Origin of the sequence: Bacillus sp. B25(2016b) (assembly GCF_001679765.1) — a bacterium.
In the GTDB taxonomy this organism is placed as follows: Bacteria; Bacillota; Bacilli; order Bacillales; family Bacillaceae_G; genus Bacillus_A; species Bacillus_A thuringiensis_K.
In genome coordinates this window covers 1,443,398-1,466,096 of record NZ_CP016285.1, presented here as the reverse complement: position 1 = coordinate 1,466,096, position 22,699 = coordinate 1,443,398, and the positions used below count along the sequence as shown (strand labels likewise).

The following is a 22,699-nucleotide window of genomic DNA, read 5'->3' as shown; positions in this document are numbered from 1 at the left end:
TACGTCAGCAAACTTTGAACAATAAGTAACTTAATATGTTCAAAGGCTCTGTTTTCATAAAGCAGAGTAAACGGGATTAGTCTGCACATTTTTAATAATCTTCAACGGAAGAATACACTTTCCATATGAAGAAAGGCAGATATACATCTGTCTTTTTTTCGTATATTTTTTTGATACAAAAAGAGACGTTTTTTCATTATATCCTCGTTTACTCTTAACCACAGACAGAAGCCCGTCTGTGGTTTTTTTATGATTACATTTCCTTATATCTTGCTACTTCAATCATATGGATGTAGTTAGAAACAATTCGTAACAGAAAACGTATGAAAACATTGAAATCTAAATAAACATTTGGAGGAAATCAAAATGAATACACTTAAAGTGAAACAATTAGCAAATAAGGAAGGACTAAATATATTAGAAGATTCAATAGAAATCAATGAATCTGGCGTTGACTTTCAAGTAGCACACGTCAAAGAACAAAACGGGGATAAATGGATACTACGAATTCCTCGTAGACGAGAATCTATGAGACATGCTCTACGTGAAAAAGAAGCATTAGAAATCATGAAAAAACATGCAGAATTCCAAGTTCCTGATTGGTCTATATTTTCTGAGGAACTAATTGCTTATAAACAACTAAGTGGCGTTCCTGCCGCTACTATCGATATAGAACAACAAGGTTATATATGGACCTTTAACGAAAAGGATGTACCAACTGAATACTATATTTCCTTAGGAAAAGTTTTAGCGAATTTACACTCATTACCTCAGCAAAAATTTAATAGTATAGGTGTTGAAATTCTTACTGCTAATGAATTAAGAACTTCTATGAAACAAAGGATGAATCGAGTGAAGGAACAATACCACATCAATCAAAACTTATGGGATCGTTGGCAAGCATGGCTAGCTGAAGACTCTTTTTGGCCATCTCACGTAGGAGTAAAGCATGGGGATATCCATCCAGGTCATATCCTGATTGATAATAAAAATAAGGTAACTGGCTTAATCGATTGGACAGAAGTAGGGATAGGTGATGTATCTATAGATTTCACATCGCATTATCTACTCTTTGGAAAGGATGGACTAACAAAGTTAATTCACTCTTATGATAACGCTGGCGGTAAAACTTGGTCAAGAATGGATGAACATATTATCGAACTTCTAACAACGAGTAGTATTACTGTTGCTGAATACGCTCAAGTGTCAGGTTTGAAAGACATGCATGAAATAGCTGTACACATGCTATCAACTGAAAGTTAATGAAGTTGCAAAAAACAGAAGAACCCTCTTCTGTTTTTTGTTATTTTTCACATATATAATTCATTTTCAAAAACTCAAAACAACTACCATTCGTCTTCTGTATAAACGTTCCAACTGCTTCAAATCCTGCCCTTTTATATACTTTAATAGCTCTTTTATTAAATGTCGCTACTGATAACGTTATATAATTGCATCCGTATTTTTCTTTAATAAAAGCTAGTCCAGCATTTACGAACTGTAAACCAAATCCATTTCCAGTTATATCAGGTTTCATTCCAAGACCTATATCAACCGTTCCATTATTTATTTTACAAATAGTAAAAAAACCAACGAGAATGCCATTTTCCTTCACTGAAAATGTATGATTCCCTCTACTCTCACCATGTAAAAATCCAGCTAAATCTTCTTCATCTGCCTCTATATCGTAAAAGGAATATTCCCCTTTATAATGCCAGTTATATGCAATCTCTTCCGCCTCTTCTTGCGTCATTACTGTATATGTATAAACCATCTTCTATCCCCCTATAAAAAAAAGCTGCAAGTAAGCAGCTCTTTTTTTACAACTCATAAATTTCTTTATACTTCGCTTCTAAATAATCTGCTAAGTAATTTGCATTTAACCCTTCGCCTGTTACATCTTCTAAAATTTCAAGTGGCTTTTTCGTTTTACCATATTGGTGGATATGTTCAGTTAGCCATTCACGAATTGGCGTTACGTTTCCTTCTTCTAATAATGCATCAAAGTTCGGAATATCTTTTAACATTCTTTGCTTAAACTGCGCTGCGTACATATAACCAAGCGCATAAGATGGGAAGTATCCAAATGAACCACCAGCCCAGTGAACATCTTGCAATACACCTTGTGCATTGTTTTCCGGACGAATTCCTAAATATGCTTCCATCTTATCATTCCAAGCCGCTGGCAAATCTTTCACTTGTAATGTACCATCAAATAATTCTTTCTCAAGCTCATAACGAACCATAACGTGAAGCGGATATGTGAGCTCATCTGCTTCTATCCGAATGAACGATGGCTTCGATTCGTTAATCGCATCATAAAACTCATCTACTGATATATCATTGAATTGACCATTGCTATACTCTTTTAATAAATCATAATTTTTCTTCCAGAATGATTTATTACGACCGATAAAGTTCTCAAAGAATAACGATTGTGACTCATGAATACCCATAGATGTTCCACTACATAGCGGTGTACCTTCAAATTTTCCTGCAATATTTTGTTCATATACAGCATGACCACATTCATGAATTGTTCCAAACACAGCCATACGGAAATCCTTTTCGTCATAGCGTGTCGTAATACGAACATCCCCTCTATTTAATGTAATCTCGAATGGATGCACCGTTTCATCAAGACGACCTGCTTCAAAGTCATAATTCAACTGCTTTAATAGCTCTAATGTAAAGTTCTTTTGTTTTTCTTTTGAAAAATGTTCTGATAAAGCACTTGTCTTTAATCTCTTTTGTGACTCCGATATTTCTTTTACAAGCGGAACGATACGCTCACGAAGTTGACCAAATACGTGATCTAACACTTCTACTGTAATACCCGGCTCATACATATCTAATAATGTATTATATTTGTATGTTTCGTAACCCCAATATGTAATAAATTTCTTTTTAAATTCAACTATTTGTTCTAAATACGGACGGAACATTTCGAAATCAGATTTTTCGCGGGCTTCTTCCCACACACTTTCCGCTTTCGCTTCTAATTTCACATACGCTTCATATTCAGCTTGTGGAATTTTTTTATTTCTATCATATTCTTTACGACACTCTTCAACCATTTTCTTCGTCGTTTCAGAAAGTTTGTCTTCACTTATTAAAGCTTCAAGCTCTGTTAAATAATTTCCCATCTCATCTGAAGTCGACATAGCAAACACTTCTGATGAAAGCATACCAATTACTTCTGAACGCTGGTCCACACCTTTTTTAGGCGCACCTGTTCTTAAGTCCCAAAACATTAAGCTTAATGCTTCTCCGTAATTTTGTATCTTCTTCACATATGTTAAAAATTGTTTTTCTACTTCATATGTAGCTACTGTCATCGTATAAAAACCTCCCTTTTCTACCTCAAACTTAATTCGACATGAAAATCTAAATTCCTTTTATAATAGAAAAAAAGCTTGGCAAGCGCCAAGCTTTCTCCTTATAATTCTTTACCTTCTACCGGTAGTACGTTTTTCACCGCTTCTATCACTTTCTCATCTTCTGTATCAGATAAGAAGATTGAAATAGCACCTTTATCGTCACTCGTACGAATTAAACGACCGATGCCTTGACGAAGACGTAAAATCATATATGGTACATCTACATCCCAGAACGGATCATTAACATGTTTACGCTTCGCTTCAAACACCGGATCGTTTGGAGGGAATGGTAATGACCAAATGATAACATGTGATAATGATGAACCAGGAATGTCTAAACCTTCCCATAAATGAACGGCACAAAGTACAGTCTCTTCTTCATTTTGGAAGCGAGAAACGAGCTGACTAATTTCTTGATCCCCTTCATATAGGAACGGAACTGACATTTGTTCTTTACTTACATATTCTTTAAACGCTGCAAGCTCTTGCGTTGTACGGAATAGTACAAGTGTACGTCCATTTGTTTTTTGTATATTTTCAAGTGTATATTGACACTTTCTTTCCCATTCATTTTCTTTCGTATGCGATAGTAAGTTTACTGCCATTTGCTCCTCATAATCAAACGGTGAGGCAACTGAGAATGATAAGTAATCTTTTACCCCTAAGCTATTTGCTGTAAACGCGAATGAATCGTTATTAGATAATGTAGCAGACGAGAAGATATACGGGATTTTCTTCGAGAATACTTTCTCTTGTAACACTTCTTCAACTGCACGTGGCATAATGACTAACGTGAAGGCTCCATCACCTTCTTCGCCCCATGTAATTACATTTTTCTCGTGCATGAACAGACGAAGTGAATGTTCTAACACATCTAAATGTTCATCAACGATATTTAAATCATACGTATTTACTGTATGCATTTCACTTTCAAATACTAATGCATCACCGACTTCACCAATTTTCGCATAAAGTCGTTTTGCTTCAGCTGTTACTTTTTCTGTCACAGTAATTTCTAAACGATCCGAACCGGCAATTTCCTTTTTATTTTCTTGTAACACATCAAAGAATCGCTCTGTTTGCCAAATTGTTTCTTCTACTAAATGTGCAAACTCTTCACGAATATCATTTTGTAATAATCTCGTTAATAGTTGCTCCATCATCGTTTGCTTTAAACGGTATGTTAAAGCTTTTTGAGCTGCATATTCTACAAGATGTCCTTCATCGAATACAACGCAGCTACTTTCTGGTAATAACGGAATTTGCCCTTCACGCTTACGAGCATCGTACGTCCAAATATGATCCATATAGAAATCTTGAGAACAAATAATTAAATCTGCTGCTTTACGATAATGTTCACGAGAAAGAGTTTGTCCACAACGATGACGAGAATCACAAGTAAAGCAATCTTGGAAGTAATCCCAATTTACTTTTGACCATTCTTCGTCATTTAAAAGTGGAAATTCTTTTCTGTCACCATAGTGCGTAAAGTTTTGCATCGTACCATGATCGAATACAAACTGTGGTAACTCGTAATATACGTCTTCAATTACTTCTGGAGCTCGTCCACTCATAACATCTTCAAGTTTACGTAAGCATAAATAATTATCCATTGATTTTGCAAGCCTTACATCAACAGATAGCCCTAATGCTTCAGATAACTTAGCAATGTCCCCTTCTTCTTTCACAAGCTGCTCAATTAACGTTTCATCTGCACAAGCAATAATAGCTGGTTTCCCAGTATAACGCGCATAACAAATTGCATATAGAAGATATACAATTGTTTTCCCTGTTCCTACACCCGCTTCTGCGAACATTACTTTCTTTTCTTGGAAAGCACGCTCTAATTGAAACGCCATAAAAATTTGTTCATCACGCTCTTCAAATCCTTTTTCTGGAAGGATGTCGTAAAACACATCTCCAATCCACTCATTCAACTTATCATAAAAATTATCTTGTTTTCCTACTTCAAATGGTAATCTCTTCTCAGTAAACATCCTTAGCCTCCAACCAAAAAGTTTTTCTATAAAAAGATATAGCAACCGCTACTCATTTGTATGCAGTCACTTTCCCCTGTTACAATACATAGAAATGCACGAAAAAAAATTTTCCTTTCGAAAAAGGAAAATTTTCTTCTATATTAATGACTTTAAATACCGTTTATCAATCGCTGTTTCATGTGAAAGAGCTGACAAATATTCTTCTTGTGCTTTTTGTATTTCATCTACAATCACACCTTGGCTATCCACTTCTTTTCCGAGCTCATCATACGTACGGTGAATAGCTTTTTGAATCATTGATAATTGGAAACTATCCATATTAGTTCCTCCTTTACGCATTACATAATAGCCAGTATATGCGTGCTAGAGGAGTTTTATACTATGAATTACGCGGTGGACGTTTTCCGAAGTATTGGTAGTAATCTGTACGGATAAATCCGTTAAATAGTTTACGTTTCTTCGATGCATCTTTTCCGTAACACTTCTCAAATGCTTCGTAACTTGTTAATACATATGCTGACCATGTATCTAACGGACGGAATACTTGTCCCATTTCTTTGTACAATTGTTCAACAAGTGCTTTTTCACTTAAACGTTCTCCGTATGGAGGATTCGTTACAACGTAGCCATAATCCTCTTTTGTTGTGAAATCTTTTACTTGCATTTGTTTAAATGTAATTAAATCGCCTAAGCCTACTTCTTCTGCGTTATCTTGAGCAACTCGAATCATACGATGATCAATATCTGATCCAATGATTTGTAATCGTTGATCATAGTTCGCTAAATCTTCAGCTTCTTGACGAGCTTCACGCCAGTTTTGTTTACCTACCCAGCCCCACTCGTCAGATGCGAAACCACGGTTAAATCCTGGCGCAATGTTTTGTCCAATTAATGCTGCTTCAATCGGAATTGTACCTGATCCACAGAATGGATCAACAAATGGACGATCTGGCTTCCAGTTTGTTAATTTAATTAAAGACGCAGCTAATGTTTCTTTTAACGGAGCTTCCCCTTGATCCATACGGTATCCACGTTTATGAAGTCCAACACCACTCGCATCAATTGTTAATGTTGCAATATCCTTGAGCATTGCAATCTCGATACGGAATAATGGACCATCTTCTTCAAACCAAGTTGTACGTTTATATGTTGTTTTTAATTTTTCAACGACAGCTTTTTTAACGATACGTTGGCAATCCGAAACACTGAATAATTCAGATTTTAAAGATTTACCGATAACAGGGAATTCGCCATTCTCTGGAATATAATCTCCCCAGTTTAATGCTTTCGTTTTTTCAAATAGCTCATCAAATGTTGTTGCTTTAAATTCGCCAACTTTAATTTTTACACGGTCCGCAGTACGTAACCATAAATTCGTGCGACAAATCGCCTTTTCATCTGCTTCAAATGTTACTTTGCTGTTTTCTACTTGACATTCATAACCAAGATCGCGAACTTCTCGGGCAACTAACGCTTCAATACCCATTGCCGCTGTTGCAATTAAAGTAACTTTTCCCATTTGCATTCACCTCTTATGTATATTCAAACAATAATTAATAGCAATTGGTCCTATTAATCATTACATTTTACGAAAATTTTTCTCATTAACCATTTTAACTCATACTTTATAACTTCATACAAATAAAAAGCCCTCCTCTAACAAAGGAGAGCTGAGTTATTTCATAGTTGGTTCATAACGTTCTGTAAGCCATGTTCTGTTCCTTTGTACTACAAACGGCCCACGCCTCGTACTCCGGTGGCAATCATCTATCTACAGGTTATAAAACCTGTCCTTTCCCATCGTTCATTTCCTTGGAAAAGATTCCCCTACCATTATTTGGGTTTCTCGCTCGTGGGGTTTACCTCGTTCCACTCCTATCATTTCTTCAAGGACTTCGTCACTGTGGCACTTTAAAGGTAGTCAAACCATATCCGAAAGGACTTAGGTTTTTTCCCTGCCGTTAAACCAGCCTTACAGCCAGAATACCCTAGCTTATGAATTGGCTAGGCACGAACACTACAGCCATCTCAGGCCGTGCGAGCATGGACTTTCCTCTACAACGTTGGCGTTGCAGCGATTACCCAAACGTTATGACATCCATTAGTATAGTGGAAACAAAAAGATTTTGCAACGTTTTTTTCTATGTAAAATGCTTAAACCTTTTCCCACCTTACATCATTCGTATAACTTACTTCCAAATACAGCTTTTTCTAAGTTAGATAAGCGTTTTAAAATATCCGTATTCGTGTTGTTATAAACTGGTTGTGCAACTGGTGTTTGTACAGGTTGTTGTGGAACTTGCGTTACAGCTAGTTTTTGTTCCTCTAATTCACGCTTTAAACGAGCATTTTGTTGCTTTAATTGCTCAAACTCTTTGTGGAAAGCTTCATAGTCTTTAATGATCATATCAAGAAACTTGTCTACTTCTTCTTGCTGATAACCTCTCATACCTGTTTTAAATTCTTTTTCTAAAATATCTTTCGCTGTTAATTTAATTTTATCCGAAATCATTTTCTTCACCTCAAATTTTTACCAAAACTTTCATTAACTAAATTTTTTCAGAAACAATGCTTTTTGTCAATCATATATACGAGTACTATATTACATATTACTCTGCATTATTCCACTGTTCCTCTTCTATTATATCTTGTAAATCAGAAAAAAGAATGAAATAACTGTGATAATTTTCTATTTCCCCTTTTTTCTTTGCTGATTCTACAATATATTTGGGACTTCCTGGTTTTTCTTCATCGTATACCGCTAAAAGCGCATCACTTTTTTCAATAAAAAATTGATTTTTTAATTTAAATTGCTCTGGGCTTTCATACTTCCGTTTCGTGATACTATCAACATGGTCTGCTTGAGAAAGAATAAATTCGTAATATTCACGATTATCTTCTTTCCAATTTTCTTCTTGTTCTAAAAACGGAGTGAATACCCCTAATTTTAAATCTGGATATTCTACTTGCATTTCAAAAACAACTTCAGCAGCCCATAATTCTACACCTAATTGGCCGCTTATTATAACCCACTCTAAACCATCTTCTACAAAAGTGAGTAATTTACGGTGTAATGCTTTCTTTATACACTCCACTCCTGGATGATCATTTTTAAATATTCCAAGTTCAAATGGCTTATATCCTGTTACTGAAATAACTTTCATATCAACACTCCAATTACAAAAAAAGAACTAGCATTTCGCTAGTTCTAACATATCATTTACTTTTTAAATATTCCACCAACGTTTGGTCCGATATTTGGACCTACTGGTGATACATTGTTTGGTAAAAACGGTGATACATTTGGTCCTGGTCCAAACGGTGATACATTCGGTCCCGGCCCAAATGGAGATATTTGATGACCGTGGTGATGATGATGATGATGACCATGACCACACGGTCCACATCCGCCGCCGAATCCTGGGTCGATTGGGTCCACAACATTTACATTTGAATTTGTTTGTGGGAAGAAGTTTTGGTTTTTAATTTGTTGATGATGTACATGTGTTGTATGTGTTGGGAAAATGTGTGGCACCACCGTTGTTGAAAAAGAGTGTGTTACGCATTGTTTCGTCGGATGAATGACAGGAGCAGTCGTACAAATAGGTCCTGTAGGCTTATGCCCTCCAAAGCAAGGATGACAATGATGCATAGTTTTTTCTCTCCTCTCTCGTTAAAAAAAATCTGATTACACTTTACAGTATGAGAAAAGAGAGAAAGCCGTTTGTTATATATACCCATTTATTACAAGGAAATTTGTCTAGTCCTTTATTTCATCTACATTGTTTTTATAGACAATCCTTCAACATTACTTACCAAAAAAGCCTCCAACTTGCTTTACAATACCTGTCACTTGATTCATCGCATTCATCATTTGTCCAGCTGTATTCATCATTTTATTTACATCATAGTTACCATCTGATGTTTTAAATTGAGAAACAAAACTAGAAAACTGACTTGGCTGTTGTTGCTTTTGCTTACCCTGCGTCGGATACGGTTGTTTTGGTGGATAAAACATCGCTTGTTGATTAGCATACGGCGATGGTGGTGGTGGCATATAATATTGCGAATTCATATAAGGCTGCTGCTGTTGTTGATTCATGTATGGTTGCTGAGCTTGTGGTTGTTGAGCTTGATTCACATAAGGTTGCTGCTGTTGTGGTTGTTGAGCTTGATTCATAAAGGACACTTCAAACGGTTGATAATAATTTTGATTTCCATAATAAGGCTCGAAAGGATACATATTATACCGTAAATATGTATCCGTATTATATTGGTACATATTTTGCTGTACATATGGATTCGTTTGCTGATATACGTTAGGTTGTTGAAACATGCATTCTCTCCTCCTTCACATAAGTTTCTACATATATAATATGTACCTATAAAATAATATGTGTGATGGAGTATCTGTCTATTTTTGTCGGAAGTTTAAATTTTTAAAAAATTAAAAAAGAAAACCCTTCCATGCTATGATAATGAAGAAGAAGATTCTCATGGGGGAGGAATCAACATGGTATTAGGGGATTTAAAACAAGCGTTTTCTCAAAAAAAGGGGTATTGCACAGAGAATGTAAATGAATTATTAGACTTTGCGAGACATTGGTATCTCGAAGGAAAAATATGCATATCAGATTATCGAACATTAATAAAAGAATTAGAAATAAACGGCGCAACAAAACCCACAACAATGACAGAAGCATAAAAATAACAAGAGGGCTCTCCCTCTTGTTATTTACATTGCTCAACTATATTTTGCAAAGTATACGAAATGGCTTGGTGTGTTTCAAAGAATCGTTTACCTTTACCTTTATTTACAAAGCATTGTAACACATTCGTTTGTAAATTATCGTATACTTGATCAATTTGCTGTACATGTATATATTTTGGCTTTTCTTCTTTAATCCACGTATAAGCTAATTCTTTCCACTTCTTTAATTCCTCATCTACCATATCTACAAACGGTTTCATATCCTTATAAAAGTCGTATTCGGTTAGTTCTCTCTTTTTTACATTCGCTTCATTATTATACTGCATGAGTTTTTCTGAAGACTGTATTAACGCTTCATTCTTCATTACTTTCCCACCTTATTATGCACTCACTACGACGTTTTGAAATGTCTTTACCCAATTCCCTTTCTCTTCGTGATGCACTAATTTATTTTCCATATGTTCAATATGCATTTCTGTTATTTCTATCTTATTGCATATTTTTTCACTCGCATCCTTTAATGCATGATTCATTCTAATCCCTATATTCATTTCCAGCAAATCGAGAGAACTTAACATTTGATCCATTTTTTTCATTACATCTTCCTTTTGAACCATCGCCATATACAAAACGCCTCCTTCTTTGCTTTTCCTTTGTCATGTATTTTCGCCGAATGATTCACCACTCCTGCCCACATGACAAAACTAGTTGTTATTCGTCAAAGAAATCATTTCGTATGTCATTTATAGAAATGGTAACAATACAAAAAGGAGGTGTATTACAATGGCAAAGAACAAAAATGAAAAAAAGAAAAACCAAAACAAACAACAAAATAAACCCGAGACTGGCAATCCAAAGCTAGATGGTCCAAACTTCCCTGCTACATAAAGCGAGACTTTATTACGAACAGTTAAATTTCAAGTCACCCTTAATCTCCTACTAGCATTACGTTTTGAGATTAAAGTTGTAGCACACATAGCAGGATTGTTTCAAATTAAGAAGTCCCGTCTTCAAAATGGAAGACGGGACTTCTTTTTTATTATATCATGAACTCATCCATCCTTTTAGCAAAACGATTTACGATAGATAGCCTATAGATTTGTTCTCTCTTTCTTCTATACCATTCTGTTATATTAACTTCCCCTTTAGGTTCTTCAAGTACAAATAGCACATTCATTTTCATATTTGCACAAAACCAATCTCTCATTTTTATTTCTTCATGTAAAATAACAGGATAAATATCTCTAAGTGTTGGCGTATAAGACTTTCGAGTTTCCTTTGCGTAAACTTCATAATCTTCTCTAGACCCAGTATGTGTAGTTTGCAATGCAAACTTATAAAACGAACCATTATAAATTGGATGAAACAATAACCATGCTAATTTTTTTCCTAGTTCTATACGCTGTTGTAACGTTTCAAATTGATAAACCGAAAATCCATACATTCTCCCTTCAATTGTTGGGAAGATAACTGCACTAATATGAAATCTTTCTTGTACTTTAAAAAGTGCAGTATGGAATACATGTTTTTTAAAATATGTGTTCTCAATGACTGGTTTTTGAATTTTATTTTGTTCATTTATAATAAGCGCTGTCATAAGCCTATTTATATCTCTTCTTTCCCAGAAAAATAGCCATTCTTTTTCCATAAAAATTGATACGCTGAAATATTGCAACAAATGAAAGAGAGGTGCACGTCTCTTCTTACTTTCCTCATACAATAATAGCTGTGGAAATGCATCTAAAAAAATAATCCAATTAGCCTGTTCGTACAGAATAAATAAATGTTTTTTTACCGTTTTAGGTAAAACAGTAGCATAATATCTCCCTTCTAAATCAGTCATATTCCAGCCCGCATTTCTCGAAACCATACTCGCTAAAAAGGCCCACCTGATTTCACTATTTCTTAAATAATATTCTTGATAAGATTGTGTTCGAGAAATATTGTCCACATTAGCTATTTCTGTTTTCTTTTTAATATTGCGAATGATTGCTCTTTCTTCCTCTGTACAAAACTTTTTTTCTCGATTTTGTTTAATTTTCATATAATCATTCCATGTAAACATAAATAAGTCATCATACCTTTCATCAAAAAGGTCACATCTTTTTTCATTTTTTGATATAATCACCTTTGTAAGTAATTCTTAGCAAGTTGGGAGTGGACACACTATGACCATTCGTTACCCAAATGGAAAAAGGTATAATCAAGCTTCACAACCTCAAAAAACACCTATAAAAACACATACTTATAGTAATAGAGGTATGTCCCTTGAAGAGGAATTGAATGAAACAAATCAATATTACTTAACCCATAATATTGCATGTGTACATAAAAAGCCTACACCTCTTCAAATTGTAAAAGTAGATTACCCCGCTCGAAGTGCTGCAGTGGTAAAAGAAGCGTATTTTAAACAACCTTCTACAACAGATTACAACGGTGTATACAAAGGGAAATACATCGATTTTGAAGCAAAGGAAACAAAAAATAAAACTAGTTTCCCACTTCAAAACTTCCACCTTCATCAAATTGAACATATGAAGCAAGTGGTTGCTCATAATGGAATTGCATTTGTTATTATTAAATTTACACTTTTTGATGAATTTTATTTACTAGATGCAAAACATATTATTGCATTTTGGAATCGTCAAAATACTGGTGGACGCAAGTCGATTACGAAAGAAGAAATAGAAGAGCATGGATCCTTATTATCATGCGGTTATCACCCTCGGATTGACTATATCCGTGTACTAGACATGGTTTATTTTTCGTGATAGAGTCATCACTAAGGCTCTTTTTTCGACTTTTGGGGGAGAGAATGAAAGGTAGGAGAAAGTATAATGTCAGATAATTATCGTTCTCGTACAGAACGAAATCATGTGAAAAATCAAGAGAAAAAAACACATAAAGAAGAAAAACCAAAGAAAAAAGGCTCCTTTTTCAAGAAATTCCTTATAGGTTGTCTACTTCTTGGTATCGTTGGTCTTGTAGCCGGCGTTTCCGCTTTCTTTGTTATGGTAAAGGACGCTCCAAAATTAGACAAATCCAAACTTGTTAATCCTTTATCAACAAAGTTTCTTGATAAAAACGGAAATTTCTTCTATGAATACGGTGCTGAAAAACGAACACATGTTACTTATGATCAAATTCCAAAAGTAGTTGAAAATGCATTCCTTGCAACTGAGGATTCGCGTTTCTATGATCATAATGGAATTGATTTTAAACGAACTACAAAAGCAGTTATGGAAAATGTCACTGGTGGTTTCGGTTCCCAAGGTGGTAGTACGATTACACAGCAAGTCGTTAAAAACTACTTTCTAACGATGGATAAAACCGCTAAGAGAAAAGTACAAGAATGGTACTTATCTTACAAATTAGAGCAACAATACTCTAAACATGAGATTTTAGAAATGTACTTAAATAAGATTAATTTAGGTAACCGTTCATACGGTATTGCGACAGCAGCGCAAAAATATTATGGTAAAGATTTAAAAGACTTGCAATTACATGAAGCTGCTATGCTCGCTGGTTTACCCCAAGGTCCAAACATTTATGATCCAACCAAAAAGGAAAATGTTGAACGAGCAACAAATCGTCGTAATGTCGTATTGTCATTAATGAATCGACATGGTTATATAACAAAAGAAGAAATGAATAATGCAGTTAAAATCCCAGTAACAGAGGGCCTTCAACCGTCTTCAGAAATAACTGAGATGAAGTATCAAGCATTTTTAGATGCAGTTGTAAAAGAAGTTGAAAAAGAATATCCTGATGTAAATATCGGTTCAGATGGTTTAACGATTCATACAACACTTGATCAAGATGCTCAAGATTATGCTGAAAAAATTATGGATGGCAATCTTATTAAGTATCCAAACGATCAATTCCAAGGATCATTCGTATTTATGGATACACAATCTGGAGAAGTTCGAGCAATTGGTGCTGGACGTAAAGAAAATAAGTCCACTTTCAAAGGTCATAATATGGCAACTGATTTAAAACGCCAAGTTGGTTCAACAATGAAACCAATTTTCGACTACGGTCCAGCGATTGAGAATCTTCAGTGGTCTACTTATCATCAATTAAATGACTCTGAATATACTTATTCTGATGGCACAAAGATTAAAAATGCTACAGGGAGTTTTAAAGGTGACGTTTCACTTCGTGAAGCATTGAAGAAGTCATTAAACATCCCGGCTTTAAAGACAGCTCAAACAGTTGGACTTAATAAATCAAAAGAGTTTGCTGAAGGTTTAGGCATGACATTTGAAAATGGAGTACATGAATCTACTGCAATTGGTAGTAACGATAGTTCTCCCTTAGCAGTAGCAGGTGCATATGCAACCTTTGGTAATAGTGGTAACTACAATAAACCACACTTCGTAAAAGAAGTAACCTTCCCGGACGGGAAAAAGAAAAGCTTTAAACCGAAAGAACAACGTGCTATGCAAGACTATACAGCTTACATGGTAACTGACGTTCTTCGTGACGTAGTAAAACCTGGTTCTGGTGGTACAGGACCAACAGCATATGTTTCAGGTGTTGACGTAGCGGGTAAAACTGGAACGCAAAACTTTGATGCAAAAGATTTAAAGAAATACGGCATTCCAGCTGATGCAAACAGAGATAGCTGGTTCGCTGGATATACACCACAATATACGATGGCTGTATGGACGGGTTACGTAAAGAACGGTCCAGAAAACTACATTAGTGATCGTTATACTAAAATTGCACAGCAAATGTTCCAAGTAATGATGAGCAAATTCGCTACAGATAAATCACGCTTTGAACGTCCTTCTTCTGTTCAAGAAATAAACGGAGAATTATATGTAAAAGGTGCGAAAAAAGATGCAATTAAACAAATTAAAGTAGATGCCCCTAGTGGTCTGAATGTCACTTTTGATGGCGCTAGCACAGTTACACTAAACTGGTCTGGACCAGCAGAAGTTGATGCATATGCAGCCAGCTATAAAGCAACTGACGGTTCAAGTGGCAGCCTATCAGTAAGTGGTACGACAGCTACTCTTGGTGGTATTAAACCAGGTGTTACTTATAGCTTCTCTGTAGTAGCGAAAAAAGGCACTGGCACAAGCCCAGCAGTTGGTGCATCCTTCACTGCGCCTGGCGGAACTCCAGATGCGAAAAAAGCTGAAGAAGAGGCTAAGAAAAAGGCCGATGAAGAAGCTAAGAAAAAAGCTGATGAAGAAGCCCAGAAAAAGGCTAATGAAGATAAAGTAAAACAAGACGAAGCTAAGAAAAAGGCTGAAGAAGAGGCTAAAAAACAACAAGAACAGCAACAAGAACAACAACGTAAACAGCAAGAAGAAGCTCAGAAGAAAGCTGATGAGGAAGCTAGAAGGAAAGCTGAAGAAGAAGCTAAGAAAAAAGCTGAAGAAGAAGCTAAGAAGAAAGCTGAAGAAGAGGCCAAGAAAAAAGCTGAAGAAGAAGCTAAGAAACAACAAGAACAGCAACACCAAAATACCGGAGGAGATACACCTCACGCAGACGGTGCTGTTGTTACAACAGAGTCCTAATATACAAAAAAAGAAGTCCGTTTCTCTTAACGAGAAGCGGGCTTCTTTTTTGTTATCATTTTCTTTACATACAGCTTTTCTATTTCGATATACAACTGCGCTAATTGAATATAAGAATGATAATTACTCGGTTTCTTTATAATGAATGAATATCTTTCCATAAAATTAACAGGTTGTACTTTTAATTTATTCGTATTTATTTGCATTTCATTCAAACTATGAACAGGTTGTTCATTTAGCCAATAGACAACCGATAACAAGTGAGCTGCAAAAAGAATCATTGGTCCCTCAGCCTCTTGCTTATTTCTATTTCGAAACAGTATAGCAATGTCTTCATGCTTATTTTTCCATACATTCAACATCGCTGGAATACTGTTTTCAATTTCCTTCCATGGCTCATACTGTCTTTCAATATCAAATATAAAGTAAGTATTTTGTATTATCTCTTCAAAAGAATTGTCTGTATGATACTTAATTAAATTTACACTTTCTTCAAAAAATGGTAAACATTGAAATTCTTTCGGTATTTCTATAACTCGCTCCATCCTTTATTTCACCTTCATTCGCTTCTTTCCTTCACGACATACTTCTAATAGTCTGCACTCCTCACATTGCGGTCGTTGTGCTTTACAGTGATAACGTCCAAAGAAAATCATACGATGATGTGTAACTCCCCACTCATCCATCGGTACTTTTTTCATTAATGTTTTTTCTACTTCTAACACAGAGTCTTTCCATCTACACATAGCTAATCGTTTACTCACTCGCTCCACATGTGTATCAACAGCAATTGCCGGAATTCCAAACGCTACGGAAACTACAACATTCGCTGTTTTCCTTCCTACACCTGGTAATTTCGTAAGTTCATCTCGATCGCTCGGTACTTCTCCATTATAGTCATCTAATAACATTCGGCATAATTTTTGAATGTTTTTTGCTTTATTTCTATACAATCCGATAGAGCGTATATCTTGTTGTAATTCTTCTAGAGAAACACTTAAATAATCTTCTGGTGTTTTATATTTTTGAAATAAATTTCTTGTCACTTTATTTACAAGTACATCCGTACATTGTGCAGATAACGCCACCGCGATTACAAGTTCAAATGGATTATCATGAACCAATTCACAATGTGCTTCTGGATACATATCCGCCATTGTGTCTAAACAATAACGGATTTGCGTTTTGTTAAGCATATTTTTCCTCCTATATTACTGCTCCAACCAATTATAAAAAGGCACTTTTCCAGTAAATTTCGTCTCTTGTTTTGTCATTTGTTGTGTTCTTTGTTGATTCGCTCTAAATTTTTGACCTTGATTTTGAGCCTGATCTACCGTTTTAATTCCATTCTTTTTCCACTCAAATAAAATACGATCAATATATCGGAAATTTAGTTTTCCACTCATTACAGCTTCTCTAAGAGCCGCTTGAATTAAATTTGGATGATGTTGATCTTGGTCCTCCCACATTCCTAACGTTTCACATTCGAACGGCGAAAGTGGTCTTCCAAATTCTTTTTCAAATACTGTATATAAATTTACTTGCAGCTGTTTTTTTTCTTTTTGCTCTTCCTCTATTGATTCATCCATTAAGAAATGTAATATTTTTTCCCATAACGGTTGTAAAGAATAACTTTCGCACATCATCGCTTCTGATCTTTGTCCACCTTCTAGTGATAAAAAACCTTTTTGAATCAATACTTGAATTACTTCCATACATTTCATTTCCGTTATCGTCATCCGTTCAGAAATCTCTGAAGGAGTCGGAAACGAATTACCTGATTCTAAAAATGTGTGTACATGAAGTACCACCATAAATTCCGTCTCATTTAAACCTAATTTTTTATAATGCATCATAAGCAATTTTGGAATTGCAATGCTTCCCTGCTCAAACCACTGTAACATTATTTTCTTTTTCATCACCAAACACCTCGCTCTCTAGTATAACACACCTTTAGCTATTTCTTTTTGCCACAATTCGTCAAAAAAACCTCCCCATTAATAGGGAGGTTTTTTATATTACATGAATGAAATATAAAATTAAGCTTGCACTTTACTTTTCATAAACGTATGAATGCGTTCTAATGCTTTCTCTACTTGTTCAAGAGATGTCGCATATGATAAGCGAACGTTATTCGGAGCACCAAATCCTGTACCTGGTACAAGAGCCACTTTTTCCTCTTCTAATAAAGCTTTTGCCCAATCATCAACGTTTTCGTATCCAGATAAAGCTACAGCTTCTTTTACATTAGGGAATAAGTAAAATGCACCTTGTGGTTTAATGCAAGTAAAGCCAGGGATTTGAATTAATTTATCATAAATAATGTTTAATCTCTCTTCAAATGCTTGACGCATTGTTTCTACAGGTTCTTGTGAGCCTGCATATGCCGCAATTGCGCCGTATTGAGCGATTGAAGTAGGGTTTGACGTACTATGACTCGCTAAGTTCGTCATCGCTTTAATAAGCTGCTTATTCCCTGCTGCATATCCAATACGCCATCCTGTCATAGAATGAGATTTAGATACACCATTAATAATAAGTGTTTGTTCTTTTAATGCATTAGAAAGCTGGGCAACCGAAGTATATTCTGCTCCACCATAAATTAACTTTTCATAAATTTCATCTGAAACGATTAAAATATCGTGTTCTAAACATACTTCTCCAAGCTGTTGTAATTCTTCTTTGCTGTAAATCATTCCTGTTGGATTGCTCGGTGAATTAATAATAACTGCTTTCGTTTTCTCTGTAATTGCCTCACGCAGCTGCTCTGCTGTAATTTTGTACTCATTGCCTTCCAGACCTTCTACATAAACTGGCTTACCTCCAGCGAGCTTTACTTGCTCAGGATAACTTACCCAGTAAGGCGTTGGGATGATAACTTCATCTCCTTCATCAAGTAACACTTGGAATAATGTATATAATGCATGCTTTGCGCCGTTACATACAATAATTTCGGACGGATCATACGCAATTCCTTGATCGCGAGTAAACTTCTTCACAATCTCTTGTTTTAACGCTTGTAATCCACCTGTTGGTGTATACTTCGTATGTCCTTCTAACATCGCTTTATGTGCAGCATCCATAATATGTTCTGGCGTATTAAAGTCAGGTTCTCCTGCCCCTAATCCAATTACATCATGACCTTCTGCTTTTAATGCTTGTGCCTTTGCTGTAATTTCTAAAGTTGAAGACGGTGTTAAAGCAGCTACTCGCTTTGCTAATTTCATTTGTAGTTCCCCCTACATCTATTTTTCAATGCTATATCGTCTTAAAAATTTTCCATCTTTAAATTCAAGATAGTAATAGCTATAACGATTGTCATCATCAATATATGTAACTTCCCATAGTGGTACATCATTTTCAAAGCCTAATTTCACTTTCATAATCTCTTTCGGCTTACTTTTTGATTCCTTACTTTCATTGCCGACTTGCTCTATTGTTCTTTGTATAGCCTCTTTTTCAGAAATACCTTCGCTCTTTTTCCTTACTACAGTATCCCCTTTTTTCTCAGGCACCCAAACGATAAGTTGTTCTCCCTTTTCATCTGTACCTTGCACGACTATATATGCAGATTTTCCATTGTAATAATCAACAGATTTGACCTTTGTAAGCTTTGCTTTTTCTTTAGCAATTTCTACAAATTTCGACTCTTTGGGAATTTTCTTTCCCATCGCTTTATTATAAACATACGCCCCATATATTCCGCTAGCAACGATAACAATAATGATTGCAAAGATCCACTTTTTCATTGTATCACTACGTTCTGTAAATCGTAAATACAGCTGTTTCTTTATCTTTTTCGTCTAATGCTAGTCCGAACATGAGGTCCTGCTCTTTTAACGTACGATTCAAACTATCAACAATTTTATACAAATCAGACGAATATTTAATACGTGTCGTTGATAGTACTTCGATTTTCTTCTCCATGAAAAAACTCCTCCGTTACACAAAAATTTCTAATTATAGAAGAACGCAATGCGGTTACAATAAGAGTACATTCTTTACAACCCCTGCTTCATCACCCATCTATTATAGCAGGACATGTACAGCAAAAAAAGGTTTCAAGTCGAAAACCAACACATTTTGTATACAAGAAGTAAGAAAAATAAAATTCCTCCTACCCACATTTTTTACGCCCGAAGTTTATAAATACTTCAGGCGTATTTTTCTTCCATTTTTATTCATTTGGTGGTTCTTCTAATTGTACTAATAATTCTTCTAATGGTCCTTCATAAAGAGGTACGTTAGGGATCGATTGTAGAAATCGTTTTCCATAAGAAGAACTCGTCAAACGACGATCTAACACTACTACCGTTCCTGTGTCTGTATTCGTTCGAATTAAACGGCCAAATCCTTGTTTGAAACGTAATATTGCTTGTGGGAGCGCTAATTTAGCGAATACATCTTCACCTTGATTTTTTAGCCACTCACCTTTCGCTTCCATCATCGGCTGATGAGGAGGTGTAAATGGTAGACGGACTATAACAAGACAACTTAAGGCATCTCCTGGAATATCTATTCCTTCCCAGAAACTGCTCGTCCCTAATAAAATTGATTTGTCGAACTCTTGAAACTTTCGAATTAAACGGCTTCTACTTCTATTATTCACACTTTGTGTGAGTAATAAATAACCCTCTAATTCATCATTATTTTTTAAATTCGCATACGCTTCTTTTAACATTTCATACGAAGTGAATAAAACGAGCATTCTGCCTTTTGTGGTTTTCGCTATCTTTGCAATATGTTCCGATACAGATTCAATAAATCGTTCATTACTTACTTGCTTAATAAAAGGTACATCCGTTGAAACCATTAATTTCATCTGTTCATCATAACGAAATGGTGACGGAACCTTTAAAGTATTTGGAGCGAAATCATGTAAACCAAGTTCCTCTTTTATATAATCAAACGTATCGTTAATTGTTAGTGTTGCAGATGTAAAAATAACACTCTTTTTTTCTGTTAAAAATTCATCCGCAAATCTTTCACCAATATGAACAGGCTGTGCATATAGAACTGTTGAATGAATCGTCCCTTTCGTTTCAGTCTCCATCCAAGTTACATACGAATTCTTTTCTAATATGAGTAATTGTAATGATTCTGCCATCTTTCTCAGCAACTCAATTAAATGCATAAATTCACCTGTTACAACATGCATCTCCCATTCTAACTTACTTTGCAATATATTCACTTGCTTCTCAAGAGCAGTTACTACCCTTCTTAATTCATATATAAAACGATTTGTTAATTCGACAATACTATCCCACAACTTACCTTTTTCTAGTTCTGGGTTATACCTATAGATGAGCGGCATATTATTCGTTCCTTGTTCTTGCTTTGTTTGTTTAAATATAAAAGTACGTAACATTTGGAAGAGTTCATCCGCATCAAACTTAAGTTCCTTCAAACTATAACTTATCATACGGAAAGTTGAACGAGATGCTTGCTCTGATTTTTTCATCATTTTATATACTTTGGAGAGTACATCTTCTGTTTCTAGCGTCCCAAGACGAGATATAACCAATTGAAAATACATACAAGAGAACTGTTCACCCAATGTTCTACTCGCAGCTTCTTCAATATGGTGAGCTTCATCAAAAATAATATGTTCGCATGAAGCAAACAACGGTTCTTCACTTGAAAAATCTTGAAATAATAACGCATGATTTGTAATAACGATATCTGCAAATAAAGCTTTATTCTTCGCTCGCTGGTAAAAACAACGACTATACCAATTACTTTGCATACCGCCTGGACTATACGCATCGCTACAAATCCGATTCCAAAGTAACTTTCCACCCTCAGGAATATTTAATTCGTCTCGATCACCTGTTTCAGTTTGCAATAGCCAAACTAAAATCTTCGCCTTCGTAAGTGCCATATCATAATTTTTTTCTTCCTCTTGCAAAGCATACTCAAATTTATGTAAGCATAAATAATGCTTTCTTCCTTTTAGAAGAGCTACCTCAAATGAAAATGGCATTATTCTTTGTAATAACGGAATTTCTTTTTCTAATATTTGTTGTTGGAGTTGTACCGTTTGTGTACTTATAATGACAGGTTCTTCTTTTCTCTTTGCAAAATAAAGACTAGGAAGCAAATAAGCAAGAGTCTTTCCTGTTCCTGTACCGGCTTCAATTAGTGAAAAACGAGAATCTCTTAACGCCGTATATATCTCTTTCATCATCAATTGTTGACTTTCTCTTCTTTCATACTTTGGCATATGTGATTCCAATTTATCCATCGTTTTATTCAAGAAAGCATCAAACTTTGATGAACACGTTTCTCCAAGGTTTAAGGAATAGTTCCGCTTTTTCAGCGCAATATTTCGATGTATTTCATACTCCGCTGTATCTTCTTTACCGTGCATTACTTTCTTTAAAATATTTTCAGAAAGCACATCAGCTATATCACTTTGGAACACATCGCTTAATTCATAAAGCGATTGCAACGTGACAAGTGGTAACTTTTCAATTTCATTTAAAAATTGTAAAAATAATTCCGCTGTTGCAAGAGCATCACTATCCGCACGATGTGGTTGATCGTGCTCTAGTTCATGCTTCTTAGCTAAATCACGTAATTTATAACTATCGGCTGTCGGCAAAAGAATTTGAGCCAATTCAACCGTGTCGATTTTCGGACAATGTATTTCTGTATATCCAGCTTGCCTTAATTCTTCATTTAAAAAATTCCAATCAAAGTGAACATTATGCGCAACGAAAGCCGCACCTTGTAATAGCTCAACAATCATCGGGGCTACATCTTGAAATAACGGGGCTTGTTTTACAAGACTTTCATCAATCCCTGTTAATTCTGTAATAAATGGTGGGATCTCTCTCTTTGGATTAACAAAAGACGAAAAAATCTCCAATATCTCTCCATCTTCTACTACAACAGCTGCAATTTGGGTAATTTTATCCTTCCCATCTTTCCAGGAGTTCCCTGTCGTCTCTAAATCAACAACGACATAACGCTTACTCATATATGTAACACCTCAATTTCTTACCTTTCAAACAACAATAATTTATATAATGTTACTATACCACGTTTTATCTCATCTTAATGAAAAGATGCACA

General features: G+C 35.3%; 24 protein-coding genes and 1 other RNA gene. 5 read left to right on the top strand and 20 right to left on the bottom strand.

Annotated elements, in window-relative coordinates; all coding sequences use genetic code 11:
- The first annotated feature begins 366 nt into the window (after positions 1–366).
- On the top strand, positions 367–1,263 hold the full coding sequence (gene mphL, locus BAQ53_RS07610; protein ID WP_001094257.1) for a macrolide 2'-phosphotransferase MphL: 897 nt from the start codon (positions 367–369) through the stop codon (positions 1,261–1,263).
- 40 nt (positions 1,264–1,303) lie between these two features.
- Here mphL and BAQ53_RS07605 read toward each other — a convergent pair whose 3' ends face one another.
- The 10 genes from BAQ53_RS07605 to BAQ53_RS07560 all read right to left on the bottom strand — a co-directional run bounded on the left by BAQ53_RS07605 (position 1,304) and on the right by BAQ53_RS07560 (position 9,716).
- Positions 1,304–1,774: a GNAT family N-acetyltransferase gene (locus tag BAQ53_RS07605; protein ID WP_208906670.1), complete on the bottom strand. Its 471-nt coding sequence runs from the start codon at positions 1,772–1,774 to the stop codon at positions 1,304–1,306.
- A gap of 46 nt (positions 1,775–1,820) precedes the next feature.
- On the bottom strand, positions 1,821–3,338 hold the full coding sequence (gene ypwA / locus BAQ53_RS07600; protein ID WP_000215094.1) for a carboxypeptidase: 1,518 nt from the start codon (positions 3,336–3,338) through the stop codon (positions 1,821–1,823).
- Between the two features lie 101 nt (positions 3,339–3,439).
- Entirely contained in the window at positions 3,440–5,377 is a 1,938-nt protein-coding gene (locus BAQ53_RS07595; protein WP_000493698.1) for an ATP-dependent DNA helicase, read from the bottom strand.
- A gap of 138 nt (positions 5,378–5,515) precedes the next feature.
- Positions 5,516–5,698 carry a DUF3921 domain-containing protein gene (locus tag BAQ53_RS07590; RefSeq protein WP_000376898.1) on the bottom strand — a complete coding sequence of 61 codons (183 nt, stop codon included), beginning with the start codon at positions 5,696–5,698 and terminating at the stop codon, positions 5,516–5,518.
- Positions 5,699–5,759: 61 nt separating this feature from the next.
- On the bottom strand, positions 5,760–6,899 hold the full coding sequence (locus BAQ53_RS07585; RefSeq protein WP_000521224.1) for a THUMP domain-containing class I SAM-dependent RNA methyltransferase: 1,140 nt from the start codon (positions 6,897–6,899) through the stop codon (positions 5,760–5,762).
- A 180-nt stretch (positions 6,900–7,079) separates the two neighbouring features.
- Positions 7,080–7,470: RNase P RNA component class B (rnpB, locus tag BAQ53_RS07580), an RNA gene on the bottom strand.
- 86 nt (positions 7,471–7,556) lie between these two features.
- A complete protein-coding gene (gpsB, locus tag BAQ53_RS07575; RefSeq protein ID WP_000622431.1) occupies positions 7,557–7,892 on the bottom strand; it encodes a cell division regulator GpsB in 336 nt (111 codons plus the stop codon).
- A gap of 97 nt (positions 7,893–7,989) precedes the next feature.
- The gene (locus tag BAQ53_RS07570; RefSeq protein ID WP_000864832.1) at positions 7,990–8,544 is read right to left on the bottom strand and encodes an SLOG family protein; all 555 of its coding nucleotides are present in this window, start codon (positions 8,542–8,544) and stop codon (positions 7,990–7,992) included.
- 56 nt (positions 8,545–8,600) lie between these two features.
- On the bottom strand, positions 8,601–9,032 hold the full coding sequence (locus BAQ53_RS07565) for a CotD family spore coat protein (protein ID WP_000546272.1): 432 nt from the start codon (positions 9,030–9,032) through the stop codon (positions 8,601–8,603).
- A 156-nt stretch (positions 9,033–9,188) separates the two neighbouring features.
- The gene (locus BAQ53_RS07560; protein ID WP_000487630.1) at positions 9,189–9,716 is read right to left on the bottom strand and encodes a YppG family protein; all 528 of its coding nucleotides are present in this window, start codon (positions 9,714–9,716) and stop codon (positions 9,189–9,191) included.
- A 177-nt stretch (positions 9,717–9,893) separates the two neighbouring features.
- On the opposite strand from BAQ53_RS07560, the gene BAQ53_RS07555 reads away from it, so the two are divergent.
- Entirely contained in the window at positions 9,894–10,085 is a 192-nt protein-coding gene (locus BAQ53_RS07555; RefSeq protein WP_000242653.1) for a YppF family protein, read from the top strand.
- Between the two features lie 26 nt (positions 10,086–10,111).
- On the opposite strand, the gene BAQ53_RS07550 is transcribed toward BAQ53_RS07555, so the two are convergent.
- Both BAQ53_RS07550 and BAQ53_RS07545 read right to left on the bottom strand, forming a co-directional pair.
- Complete coding sequence (locus BAQ53_RS07550; protein ID WP_000786940.1) at positions 10,112–10,456, bottom strand: YppE family protein; 345 nt, start codon at positions 10,454–10,456, stop codon at positions 10,112–10,114.
- Between the two features lie 15 nt (positions 10,457–10,471).
- On the bottom strand, positions 10,472–10,714 hold the full coding sequence (locus BAQ53_RS07545; RefSeq protein WP_001252036.1) for a hypothetical protein: 243 nt from the start codon (positions 10,712–10,714) through the stop codon (positions 10,472–10,474).
- 85 nt (positions 10,715–10,799) lie between these two features.
- Here BAQ53_RS07545 and BAQ53_RS26435 point away from each other — a divergent pair, with 85 nt between their 5' ends.
- Positions 10,800–10,979, top strand: coding sequence for a hypothetical protein (locus BAQ53_RS26435; protein WP_001987054.1), 180 nt, complete (start codon positions 10,800–10,802; stop codon positions 10,977–10,979).
- Between the two features lie 151 nt (positions 10,980–11,130).
- Here the strand turns inward: BAQ53_RS26435 and BAQ53_RS07540 are convergent, their stop codons facing one another.
- Positions 11,131–12,156, bottom strand: coding sequence for a DUF2515 domain-containing protein (locus BAQ53_RS07540; RefSeq protein ID WP_000495647.1), 1,026 nt, complete (start codon positions 12,154–12,156; stop codon positions 11,131–11,133).
- Between the two features lie 103 nt (positions 12,157–12,259).
- Here BAQ53_RS07540 and recU point away from each other — a divergent pair, with 103 nt between their 5' ends.
- Positions 12,260–12,862: a Holliday junction resolvase RecU gene (gene recU / locus BAQ53_RS07535; RefSeq protein WP_000155598.1), complete on the top strand. Its 603-nt coding sequence runs from the start codon at positions 12,260–12,262 to the stop codon at positions 12,860–12,862.
- Between the two features lie 66 nt (positions 12,863–12,928).
- On the top strand, positions 12,929–15,622 hold the full coding sequence (locus BAQ53_RS07530; RefSeq protein WP_001283096.1) for a PBP1A family penicillin-binding protein: 2,694 nt from the start codon (positions 12,929–12,931) through the stop codon (positions 15,620–15,622).
- A 26-nt stretch (positions 15,623–15,648) separates the two neighbouring features.
- Here BAQ53_RS07530 and BAQ53_RS07525 read toward each other — a convergent pair whose 3' ends face one another.
- The 7 genes from BAQ53_RS07525 to dinG form a co-directional block, all read right to left on the bottom strand.
- Positions 15,649–16,167, bottom strand: a complete 519-nt coding sequence (locus BAQ53_RS07525) for a YpoC family protein (RefSeq protein WP_208906669.1) — start codon at positions 16,165–16,167, stop codon at positions 15,649–15,651.
- 3 nt (positions 16,168–16,170) lie between these two features.
- Positions 16,171–16,818 (bottom strand): endonuclease III, encoded by a 648-nt coding sequence (gene nth, locus BAQ53_RS07520; RefSeq protein WP_000933037.1) that lies wholly within the window; start codon positions 16,816–16,818, stop codon positions 16,171–16,173.
- Between the two features lie 15 nt (positions 16,819–16,833).
- Positions 16,834–17,541: a DNA replication protein DnaD gene (gene dnaD, locus BAQ53_RS07515; protein ID WP_000727172.1), complete on the bottom strand. Its 708-nt coding sequence runs from the start codon at positions 17,539–17,541 to the stop codon at positions 16,834–16,836.
- A 120-nt stretch (positions 17,542–17,661) separates the two neighbouring features.
- Positions 17,662–18,849: an aspartate transaminase AspB gene (aspB, locus tag BAQ53_RS07510; RefSeq protein ID WP_000761568.1), complete on the bottom strand. Its 1,188-nt coding sequence runs from the start codon at positions 18,847–18,849 to the stop codon at positions 17,662–17,664.
- An 18-nt stretch (positions 18,850–18,867) separates the two neighbouring features.
- Positions 18,868–19,371, bottom strand: coding sequence for a cell wall elongation regulator TseB-like domain-containing protein (locus BAQ53_RS07505; protein ID WP_000758739.1), 504 nt, complete (start codon positions 19,369–19,371; stop codon positions 18,868–18,870).
- Between the two features lie 7 nt (positions 19,372–19,378).
- A complete protein-coding gene (locus BAQ53_RS07500) occupies positions 19,379–19,549 on the bottom strand; it encodes a YpmA family protein (RefSeq protein WP_000412179.1) in 171 nt (56 codons plus the stop codon).
- Positions 19,550–19,799: 250 nt separating this feature from the next.
- Positions 19,800–22,604 (bottom strand): ATP-dependent DNA helicase DinG, encoded by a 2,805-nt coding sequence (gene dinG / locus BAQ53_RS07495; protein ID WP_208906668.1) that lies wholly within the window; start codon positions 22,602–22,604, stop codon positions 19,800–19,802.
- Positions 22,605–22,699 lie beyond the last annotated feature (95 nt).